The sequence below is a fragment of the Bradyrhizobium sp. 31Argb genome (assembly GCF_043638955.1).
Lineage (GTDB): Bacteria > Pseudomonadota > Alphaproteobacteria > Rhizobiales > Xanthobacteraceae > Bradyrhizobium.
The window spans coordinates 1-10913 of record NZ_JBEGDB010000272.1 but is presented as its reverse complement, the minus strand read 5'-3'; the positions used below and the strand labels follow the sequence as shown (position 1 = coordinate 10913).

The window sequence follows — 10913 nt, the reverse complement described above, 5'->3', positions numbered from 1 at the left end:
CCTGCGTCCACGATCTTCGAATCATGGTTGCCCATGGATTCAGAATCCTCAGTCAATTACAACTGTAATGCTAGTCCGGCGCGCTTGAGCTCAAGTTCGGCGGCGAAAGCGAAGGCTTCGCCGACGCGGGCGCCGTAGGTGGCGAGACGTCTTTGCGCATCGGCGCGGCGCCGGCGATAGTTCTCCTGCTCGCCGTCGAAGTTGGAGAGCGTATGCTCGAGCCGGGCAATGGCGCCAAGCGCCGTCACGGTCATCGGGAGTTCAACTTCGAACACGGAGCCGGTGCGATGAAGCATCGTGATGTAGCGGTAGCCATCGCGACCAAAGCGCTCGCCCTCGAAAGTCACGTCGAAGCCTCCGATTGAGGCGATAACCGTCTCGTGCTCGTGCTGAAGCTGCACGAGGGTCAGGATTTCCTGCATCAACGCACGGCCGGCGGGCTTGCGCTCGGCGTATCGCTTGTCCTTCACGGTCATCGTGAAGGCGTCGCCGCCCGTTGGAACGAGTCGGGCAATGTCCTCGCCGATCTCGCCAATGCGGCGCGCCGAGAGGTCGATTTCGCGCTCGGCATCGCGGATCTGCCGCCGGATGGCGTGCTGGTCGTCGATATGCGCGGCCCATAGCCGTTCGAGGCGAGCGATCTCAGCCTCGAGTCCCGCCTTCTGCATTAATCGCGGATCGCCGCTAGCAATCGCTTTCGCCATCGCGAACTGGTTCGCTTGACCCTCGCCGAGGTCTTCGAGTCGGCGGACGCTGGTGTCGCCGGAGAGCGCGGCGGCGATGAAGCGGGCCTTGCGTTCATTGTTCTGCCACATCGTGGCGTCCATCGATCCAAGCATCGCGTAGGCGAAAACGTCGACCTCGTCGTGTTGATTGCCCTGCCGGACGATTCGACCCTCGCGCTGTTCGATCTGCGAGGGCAGCCACGGCACGTCGAGATGATGCAAGGCCTTCAGTCGAAGCTGCACGTTGACGCCCGTACCCATCGTGTCGGACGAGCCGATGATGAACCGCACCTTGCCGGCGTTAAAATCGTTGAACAGGCGCTGTTTCGCCTCGGATTTCTTGAAATCCTGCATGAAGGCGATCTCCGACGCCGGCACGCCGAGACGGACGAGCTCATTCCTGATCCAGCGATAGGCCGAGAAGCCACGCGTGGCCTCGACCGAGACGGTACCGAGATCCGAGAAGATGAGCTGGCCTGCGCCAGGTTTGTCGAAGGGCTGGCCGTCCTTGCGACGATAGGTGCGCGCGCCGGTCTCGGTCCAGACGCGGAAGGCGTTGACGACGAGGGCGTTGAGCTTGTTTCCGGCTTCATTGCCCTGAGCCGGATCGACCAGCCGCAGGTCGATCGCGGCGTGTCGGCCGTCGGTGATGACCGAGAGCAAGATGTCGTCGCCGGGCTCCGGCGCGCGGTCGCGTTCCTCGATTGCGGTGATGCGCTCGTCGAGCAGGCGCTGGTAAGCCTTGAAGGCCGCCGTCGGCTCCGCGGTAACGATCTGGCGCTTGCCGCCCGCGATGCTCGGGACCTTCGCAAAGCCGCGCAGGTCCTCCGGCAGCACCACGTCGGCAAAGGAGCGGAACATGGCGATGAGTTCGGGGACGTTGACGAACTGCGCGAAGCGCGTCACCGGCCGGTACTTGCCCGAGGGCTGGAGCTCCAACTCGGTCGACGTGTCGCCGAAAGTGGACGCCCATGCGTCGAACTCGTGCAGACCACGCTCGCGCAGCGCCGGGTGGTCCATCAGCCGCTGCACGGTGAACATTTCGCCAAGCGTGTTGGTAATCGGCGTGCCGGAAGCGAGCACGAGTGCGCGGCCGGGGTTCTTCATGTCGACGTAGCGGGATTTCACGTATAGGTCCCACGCGCGCTGCGAGCCGTTTGGGTCGACGCCGCGCAACGACGTCATGTTGGTGGCGAAGGAGAGCTTCCGGAACTCCTGCGCCTCGTCGACGATGATCTGGTCAATACCGATCTCCGAGATCGTCAGCAGGTCGTCCTTGCGCGACGCCAGCGCCTCCAACCGTTCCTTGTGGCCCTCTTTCATGCGCTCGACGCGCTTGCGCGAGAGCCGGTCCTGCGAGTCGATGCGGGTGAGCAACTCCTCGTAGGCCTCGAGCTCGTCCTGCAGCATTTGCTGCTCGAAGGCTGACGGGATGGGGATGAACTTGAAGGCCGAATGGGTAATGATGATCGCATCCCAATTCGCGGTCGCCGCGCGCGACAGGAAACGGTGGCGCTTCTCCTTCACGAAATTGGTCTCGTCGGCGACCAGGATACGGGCATTGGGGTAGAGCGCCAGGAACTCGCGCGCCGCCTGCGCAAGACAGTGGCCCGGCACGACAAGCATGGCCTTATTGATCAGGCCGAGCCAGCGCTGCTCCATGATCGCGGCCGCGATCGAGAGCGTCTTGCCGGCGCCGACGGCGTGGGCGACGTAAGTGCTTCCGGAGGAGATGATGCGCCAGATGGCACGCTTCTGGTGCCCGTAGAGAGAAAAGGCGCCTGGAAGCTGAAGGTGCGACCCGTCGAAATGACGGGGAACGATGTTGTTGAAAGTGTCGTTGTAGAGCCGCGCCAGGCGATCGGTGCGGTCCGGATCGGACCAGATCCAGGTCTGGAATGCGCTCTTCATCTTGGCGAGCTTCTCCTTGGCTGCCTCGGTCTCGACCGTATTGAGGATGCGCCGCTCGCTGTCGCCCTCCTTCACGGTGTCGAAGATCTGCGGGATTGAGGAGTTTAGCGCGTCCGAGAGGAGTTCGCCGGCGTGGCGGCGATGCGTGCCCCATTCGGTCGTGCCCGCCGCCGTCCACGACAGCTGCCGCGCATTCACGGTCCAGCAGGCAAGTTCGGCCGTGTGGTGGATCGTGATGTCTGCCTCCATCGTTTCCTTGACGAAGGCGATGATATCGGCCGCGGGGATCCAGGGCGCGCCGACGGGCGGTGATGTCGGAGGGACGCAGATCAGGCGGCTGCACCCGCTCGAGCGCTGCGACGTTGCGGGCGAAGGCCGGGTCGAGCTCGGCAGCCGCGCTTGCGGCGGCGAGCTTGGAGCGCACGGCGCCCGAGAGGTAGGCGTCCGCTGTCAGCCACGAGCCGTTTTCCGGATCGCGAAAGATAGCCTCGCCGAGTTCATCGATCACGGCGTTTACATCGCCGTGCAGGAGCTCCGCGACGTGCGCCGGGTCGACGGCGCCGCGCTCGTTGAGCACCACAGCCAGCGCGTCGACCGCCGAGGTGATGACCGGCGCCGGCGGCGGAGCAATCACGCGCTCGGTGAAAAGAGGCCCCGGTTTCGCGGTATTGCTCTCGAGGTCGTAGTCCTCGATCGAGGCGACGAGCCAGCAATCGGGATCATCCGCGAAGGGCGCGAGATTCGGTCGACGGTGCGTCTCGCGCACTTCGCCGGTCTCTTCATCCTCGACGGACGACACGACCGTGGTGTTGATTGGTCCGAAATCCCGAACGAAGGAGCTCCAGGCGATGCGAAGCCGGATCTGTGACTGGTTCCAGGACCGATCCGCCTCCTGGGTCTTGAGGATTTCGCGCACGGCATCGCGAATCGGGATCAGCTTGCGGATGAGGCGCGCATGCTTCTCGAAGATGCCGTCGGCCGACCGGCTCTTCTTCACCTTGATGGTGGCGGCCGTGCCATCGATCACCTGCATCAAGGCGCCGTTCGACCCGATGAAGTAGCTGCCTTCGCGGATGGAGGAACCGTACTCCTCACGCGTTCCGCAAACAGCCACCTCGCAATCATCCGGACCGATCGCCTCCGGCATCCCATCGTAAACCGCTTGCGGCAGATGGAGGATCGCGGCCGCGAGCGCCTCGTCCAGATCGGTGTCTGCGCGCGGCAGGCAAGTGTAGGCTTCGCCGTACGGGCCCGAAGCGAGAGCGTGTGTGCCGAGCACCATCTCCGGATGCTCGGTGAAATACCGGTTGATCCGGATCGCTCCCTCATCCTCGGTCCCGGCGCGGACCTCGGCGAGATCGAGCCACGCACCGTTCTGGGCGGGCTCGTCGTCGAGCCGCTTGCGGAAGAACAGAATGTCGACGACGACGTCGGTGCCGGCTTCGGCCCGGAAGCTGCCCTCCGGCAGCCGGATTGCGCCGACGAGGTCGGCCATCGCGGCAATGTGCTCGCGTGCGGATGCATCCGTCTTGTCCATCGTGCCAGAGGACGTGACAAACGCGGCGAGCCCGCCGCGCTTAAGGCAATCGATCGACTTCGCGATGAAGTAGTCATGCAGGCGCAGGCCGAGCGCACGGTAGGCACGATCGCTGCGCACGATGCGGTCGGAAAAAGGCGGGTTGCCGATCGCAAGGTCGAAGTGCGGCTTCAGCTCGGCTCGGGCAAAATCCTCGTTGAGGATCTTGGCGCGTGGCTGCAAGAGTTCCGCGATCCGGGCGGTCACCGGGTCGAGCTCCAAGCCGGTGATGTGGCAGTAGTCGCGCAGTCCTGCCGGCATCAACGCCGGGAAAAGGCTGCTGCCAATGCCGGGTTCGAGCACCCGGCCGCCGCGGAAGCCAAGCCGCGCTACACCCGACCAGACCGCGCGGACGATGTATTCCGGCGTGAAGTGGGCGTACTGGGTGCAGCGGGCGAGCGAAGCGTAGGACCCGGCGTCCACAAGCCCCTCGAGTTCTCCGGCGATCTCCTCCCAGCCATTCCGGAACGCGTCCTCGCCCGGGCGCCTGAAGACGCCGTTGGCGAGTTCGGACGCGCCGAAGCCAGTGAATCGAATGAGGTGGGCCTGTTCGTCCGACGTCGCCTGCCGGCCTTCGGCCTCGATCAACGCTGCAAGCCGTATCGCTGCGAGATTATCCCGCGCGCGGTCGCGCCAGCTCTTCGCAAGCCCTCGATTCCCAATGAGGTGAAACTTCTTACCCTGGGTCGGTGCCGGCGTCGAAGGAGACGACACAACCGAACAACGGCCTGGTGTTGGCGACGATCGAGCGTGATCGTTATCGTCGACTTCAATAGGCGTAGGGAAGGCCGACACGCCAAGCCCGAGGCCGGACGCCAGCGAGGTGTTGCCGAAGAGATCGAGGGTGAAGGGATCATTATGCGCCATAGAAGAATCTCCTTGTGAAAGAGGCGCGTGCCGTCCTCCCGCCAGGCAGGACCAGGCAGGCGGGCGATAGCGTTCGCATCGGGTTGGTGGAGCGACCGGGCGATCTGCCGGCGCTAGAAAAGCGAAGCCCGGCGCTTGGGCCGGGCGTGTCGCGTGCATCAGGGAACGCCGCCTATGGGCGCTGTCCGTGGACGTGGGGACTTGGCGAGCCGCGGCCGCCTTGGCGGCCTCGTTCCAGAACTCTTAAAGGATCTCAGTTGTGGATCGGTAGCGGATAGCATCGGCCGTGATGAGCATCACACTGCCGCCGAAGCCGTCCGGCCGCATCTTCGTGCAGGTAAACGCTGTTGTGACCACGATCTCGTTGATCGCAGCCGAGCGGCGTACGATATCCCCGAACATCTGGTCCCAGCCGGAGTCGGAGCCGGTGAGGTCGACGTCGATGTCGTCAGGCGGATCGCCGCCGGCGTCTGCGTCGTATCGTGCGAGCAGCGCGATGACGTGGTTGCCTATGCTGCTTTCACCCTGTTCGTGCGAAGCCGCGCAAGCAGTCCGCAAATCCTCGACGGACAGGGTGACGACATCATTCAGGCCGCACCATGAATGATAATAGATACCGCACTCCTCAATCTCCGCGTCGAAGACGAGGTCGAGGATCAGGCGTTCCAGCGGTGTTATGTCCACCGCCGGGATGTTCCGCTGGACAACGGTCGGGGAGTGATAGTCCGCCATGAAGTCCTCCCTCAGGCCGCAAGTTGCGGAAGATGCCGCAGTTGCACCGGCAGCTTTTCCGCGATCTCCTGTTCGGTCAGATCGTGGAGCAGCTTCAGGACCGTGCCCTCCCGGCCGGCATAGACCAGCACCGTACGCCTGCCCCGAAGCGCGGCGGGCCAACGCTCGCCGGCATAGCCGCGATAATCCTCGTGGGTGCTTGACCAGATGTGATCGAGGCGTTCTTCGCGCGTCATGGCGCGGACCGGCCGCGATTCGCGTTCGATGATCGCCGCCTTGGTGCGATCCGGAGACGCCTTGTCCGAAAGATCGCAATAGCTGTGGAAGAAACGCTTGCGCCCGTCGATCGAGGGCGAGAAGAAGACGCTCGTGACGCTGCCGGTCAGGTACTCGCGCATCGCGAACATGTCGGGCCGCATGAACAGCGGCGGCAGGATCTCGAACATATAATCGTGGTCGGCTTCGCTCCGGCGAAGAGATGGCCGGTATTGCCGTCGGCCATGGTCGGATTGCCACGATGGCGGTTGAACATGCGATACATGTCATGGCGTGTCGCAACGCCCTCGAAGATTTTGCGGATTGTCGGGGAGGTGTGCATCGGCGGCTCCTCTTGGCCTGGCCGGGCTGAAGCGCGCGGGATCCGCCTGATCTCCTCATCACTTCAGTCCTTCGTCACACCTTCTCGGCAGCCGCCTCTCCGGTCCGGCGGGTCAAGGGCCGCGGCACGCGGCGAAGCTTCACCCTTGACGCGCCGGCCGGGCATGCGGCAGCGCGTTTTCGGTTTTCCCGTTCTCCCCACTCCTTTTTCTCGAACCCTGCTTGCGCGCTCATGCGGCGGGGGCCCGGACACCGTGCCACCATGCGACCCACTCATCTTCGGGCCGGCGCGCACCAACTCACTCAATCCGGGTCGCGCTCGCCGGCGAGAAGCGCTTCCGCCCTGACGATCGCCGGCTGTCCGCGCTCAAGCCAGAAGGCGCGGTCAGGCTTTTCGATGTCGCCTTGGCCCGCGAGAACCTTGATGAGCCCGAGCAGCACCTTGAAGTGCAGGGCGATGCGCTGCGGTGTCTCGGCATAGTGGGACGGAATCGACTGCGCAGCGCCGCTATAGGCGGCGCTTTCGCCGGCCCAGATGCCGGTCACAAAAGTTTCACCGGCGGACTCGTAGTCACGTTTCTCGTCAGACCAATCGTCGTCGTCGATGGCATGCCGGCAGGCCTCGTCAATGCTCACGGCCTCATAGGTATGCTGACGATAGGCCGGCAAGCGATAGGTTGTCTCGATCGTGAACAGAGGCATGGCTGAGCCTTCCCGTTGGGTGTTGCAAACACCCTCAGAGAGGCCGCTTCGGCGATCCGGCGGGTCAAGGGCCGCGGAACGCGGGCGCAGCTTCCCTTGACGTGACGGGCGGGGATGCGGCAACGGCTCGCTCACCCGTTTTTCGCGACCAGCTCTTTCTCCAGTTTCTTGACCAGCGCCTTCAGATCCTCGTTCCAATCGTCGGCGCGCGGTCGCGACCGCGCATACCCCGCGCTCGCTTCTGCGGCGATGGCACGAGCGCGATCCGCATAGACGTCGCCCTGTCGATTGTTGTCAGTTGCGGCCACGAGCCGGGCGTTGGCGCGCTTGGCCAGACTGCGGATGGCTTCATCCGTCGCCGGGGACCAGCCGCCACCGGTGCTGACATAAAGTGTGTCGGGGCGCGGCCCCTCGATCGCGGCGACGCTCATGGCATCGATCGCCGCCTCGGTGATGCAGATCCGTTCCGACCCGGCCGGCCCAAAGCGGAAAAGCTTTTTGGCGCCGCCAGTGGCGAAACCGCGCCATTTTAGTCCACGCTCCTCCCACCCCGTCAGCGCACCAACAGAATCGCTATGCGCCGCCCACATGCTGCCTTGGGGACCCTCTCGCAATCGGCCGCACGCGATGGCCTGCTTCACGATGTCGGCTGGCAGCGCGCGCTCGCCGGTGAGATATATCCAGGCTGGCGAGTCGGGACGCGGCTTGAAGCGATGTCCCCACCGTTCTGCAACAGACGCAAGGGCCTTCGGCCTTGCCGGGCGCTGCCGCGCAGGTGCGCTGGGAACGAAGGCAACCACATCCGCAACACGATCACACGCTTCGACGAAACCGTCGGCGCCGAGGTGTTCGGCAAGCGAAAACACGTCCCCTTTCGCCGGCGACAAGGGATCGAACCAGCCGCGGCCTTGGTGGATGACTATGACGATGTTGCTGTCGCGTCGGTATTTGATCGCACGGCGGGTACTTTCCTTGACGTCGACCTTCCAGCCGTCTTTCTCCAGCAGGGCCGGGCAGCCGACCTTTTCGCGCAGCCCTTCGATTTCTCTCTTGTCCATTTGTCCGCACCGGGATCGCGCAGGCGACGTCCGGCCCTTTCTTCTGTTGGTCTCACTTGTTCCTAGCTTTGCGGAACATCCCCGACCGGCCGCGAAGCCTGCCGAATGCAAGGGCGCGCTGACCAACCGTCAATCGCCGCATCTGGTGCGCGGCGAAGCCTCCCTTGCAGCCGGCAAGGCGCCAGCGGCAGCCGGTCACCCGGCTCAATGAGCCGGGGACCAGGGATCGTATTCATGAACGATGGCGTCTTGCTCGCCGTCGTATTCGCTGGAAACCATCACACCGAATTCGTTCTCAGTCTGGAAAAGGATGACCGGCACCATCAGCGTGCGGGCGAGATCGAAGGCATGATTCTGAGCGAGCGTGAGATTGTGCGACATTGAACGGCTCCCGTCTTGCGGCGGGGACCATCCCCGCTCGACAGGCGCCGAAGTGTTCGGGGGCGGCTGCGGTCACCTCGCAGGCGAAGCCGAAGAGGTCGCACGCTTGCGTAGCGAACCCCTTGCGGGTTGATCGTGGAAGGCCGCGCTTGAACCAAGGAAAGCCCATTCGAGAGCGGGGTGGTCCTTCTCCGGAAGTGGGTTCACTGAACTGTACATCTCGCGCCGGTGAGTCCATGCCGGCGACATCGAGACCGAGAACAAATGTGATCCCTCTTCCTTGAATAAGCGACCGTACGATGGGCGCGAACTAGCTCAGATCAGGTTGACAGTAACGTCGACGGCGCGATGACCGTAGAACTGACTTGATATTGCTCGACCCGATGGCTTGTGACCGACCAAACAACGTGTGGAAGGAGCGACCAGAGTCGGGGCTTAATCCGATCGGCGCGGCAAACGGCTGTCTTCGACCAGGTCGAAGAAGCGAGTGAATTCCCCTTGAAACGTCATGGCCACTGTTCCTGTCGGACCGTGCCGCTGCTTCGCGATGATGACTTCCGCCTTGCCGCGCGCGTCCCTCATCTCGGATTCCCAGGTGAGATGGTCGTCGGTGCCGGGCTTCGGCTCTTTGTTCTTGAGATAGTACTCTTCGCGATAGACGAACAAGACGACGTCGGCGTCTTGTTCGATCGAGCCTGACTCGCGCAGATAGGAGAGTTGCGGGCGTTTTTCATCGCGGTTTTCGACCCCGCGCGAGAGCTGGGACAGCGCAACGACAGGGACGTTGAGTTCCTTTGCCAGCGCTTTCAGACCCGTCGTGATCTCCGTGATTTCCTGAACGCGATTCTGCGTCGCGCGCTGCGATCTGCCCTGCATGAGTTGAATATAGTCGACGACAATGAGGTGCAGGCCCCGCTGTCGTTTCAGACGGCGTGCGCGAGCGGCGAGCTGGGCGATGGACAGCGCGCCGGTCTGGTCGATGAAGAGCGGCAGGCGGCGCATTTTCTGGCGGTGGTCGAGCAGCCTGCTGAAATCGGCCTCGCCAATGGCGCCACGCCTGATGCTGGAGGAGGGGACTTCCGACTGTTCGGAGAGCACACGGGTGGCAAGCTGTTCCGACGACATTTCCAGTGAGAAGAAGGCGACGATACCCCCGGCCACGGGCTTTAGCGAGCCGTCAACCTGTTGTGCCGCGTCGTAGGTGCTTGCGACGTTGAAAGCTATGTTGGTGGCGAGTGATGTCTTTCCCATGCCTGGTCTGCCGGCGATGATGATGAGGTCCGTTGGTTGAAGACCGCCCATCTTGGCATCGAGGTCCTTGAGGCCGGTCCCAAGACCAGAAAGCCTTCCATCCGACTGATACGCTTGTGCAGCTCTATCAATGGCGCTGTCGAGTGCGGTCTCGAACGTCTCGAAGCCTCCGCCATAGCGCCCCGTTTCGGCGATTTCGTATAGAAGCTGTTCGGCATGCTGAATCTGATCAGCCGGAGCACTATCGATTGGCGCTTCAAATGCGCCATTGAGCATGTCCTCGGCGATCCTAATCAACTCGCGTCGCACCGCAAGATCGTAAACAGTCCGGCCGTAATCGACCGCGTTGATGATCGTCGTCGCTTCCGCAGCGAGGCGCGCAAGATACTGCGCAATCGATATTCCAGCGACAATGAGAGTGGCGGGAAAGAAGGTCTTGAGCGTGATCGGATTGGCAACCTTGTTTGAGCCGATCAGTTCGCTGATCACCTCAAAGATGCCACCGTGCAGCGGCTCGAAGAAATGGTTAGCCTTCAGGAAGTCAGCAACACGATGAAAGGCGTCGTTGTTGATCAGCATGGCGCCGAGCAGCGCTTGCTCGGCTTCGATGTTGTGCGGCGGCTCGCGGTAAGCCGGAACTTCTAACGGTTTCAGTTTGAATGCTGCTTCTGCCATGTTGGTCCGCCCGCCGACCCGAGGTTGAAGTGCAGGACCTACGAAGAACAAAGGATCGTGCAAGGGATGGGCAACGAATCGCCCTCCAGGCGGAAGTGTACCGCCAATAAAGCTAAAACCAATCGATTCGCACTTTTCGTGGGTGGGCAGCCCGCCCGTTTGCGTCAGGGATGGCAGCCCGAGAGGGGGAAGACCCACTTGCGGGGCTTCAGCGCAGCCCCACAGCCCGGCCCGCAGGGCGACGCCCAATTCTCTCGTGGTGAAAGGCGAACAAGAGCCGATAAAATCGCTTGAGATCATTGTTAAGCGCCTCGCAATCGCTTTGATCATGGGTATTACTCATCGGTCAGAACTATAGGCAACATCTGGATGCTTGAAGAAGGAACGCACCAAAGCTGGTCTGTTGCCGATGTCGGCGAGCTGGGTGCGGACTCGGTC

Annotated in this window: 5 protein-coding genes and 2 pseudogenes; all 7 read right to left on the bottom strand. The window is 63.0% G+C overall.

Annotation, left to right across the window (positions count from 1 at the left end; all coding sequences use genetic code 11):
* Positions 1 to 56: 56 nt before the first annotated feature.
* The 7 genes and pseudogenes from AAFX91_RS33660 to AAFX91_RS33630 all read right to left on the bottom strand — a co-directional run bounded on the left by AAFX91_RS33660 (position 57) and on the right by AAFX91_RS33630 (position 10475).
* Positions 57 to 5079, bottom strand: a pseudogene (locus AAFX91_RS33660) (helicase-related protein).
* Between the two features lie 243 nt (positions 5080 to 5322).
* Entirely contained in the window at positions 5323 to 5811 is a 489-nt protein-coding gene (locus AAFX91_RS33655) for a hypothetical protein (RefSeq protein WP_394569438.1), read from the bottom strand.
* An 11-nt stretch (positions 5812 to 5822) separates the two neighbouring features.
* A pseudogene (locus AAFX91_RS33650) lies at positions 5823 to 6409 on the bottom strand (DUF1419 domain-containing protein).
* A gap of 302 nt (positions 6410 to 6711) precedes the next feature.
* Entirely contained in the window at positions 6712 to 7110 is a 399-nt protein-coding gene (locus AAFX91_RS33645; RefSeq protein ID WP_394569437.1) for a hypothetical protein, read from the bottom strand.
* A gap of 131 nt (positions 7111 to 7241) precedes the next feature.
* Positions 7242 to 8168 carry a DUF3991 domain-containing protein gene (locus AAFX91_RS33640; protein ID WP_394569436.1) on the bottom strand — a complete coding sequence of 309 codons (927 nt, stop codon included), beginning with the start codon at positions 8166 to 8168 and terminating at the stop codon, positions 7242 to 7244.
* Between the two features lie 204 nt (positions 8169 to 8372).
* Positions 8373 to 8549, bottom strand: coding sequence for a hypothetical protein (locus AAFX91_RS33635; RefSeq protein ID WP_394569435.1), 177 nt, complete (start codon positions 8547 to 8549; stop codon positions 8373 to 8375).
* 435 nt (positions 8550 to 8984) lie between these two features.
* Positions 8985 to 10475: a replicative DNA helicase gene (locus AAFX91_RS33630; protein WP_394569439.1), complete on the bottom strand. Its 1491-nt coding sequence runs from the start codon at positions 10473 to 10475 to the stop codon at positions 8985 to 8987.
* Between the last annotated feature and the right edge of the window lie 438 nt (positions 10476 to 10913).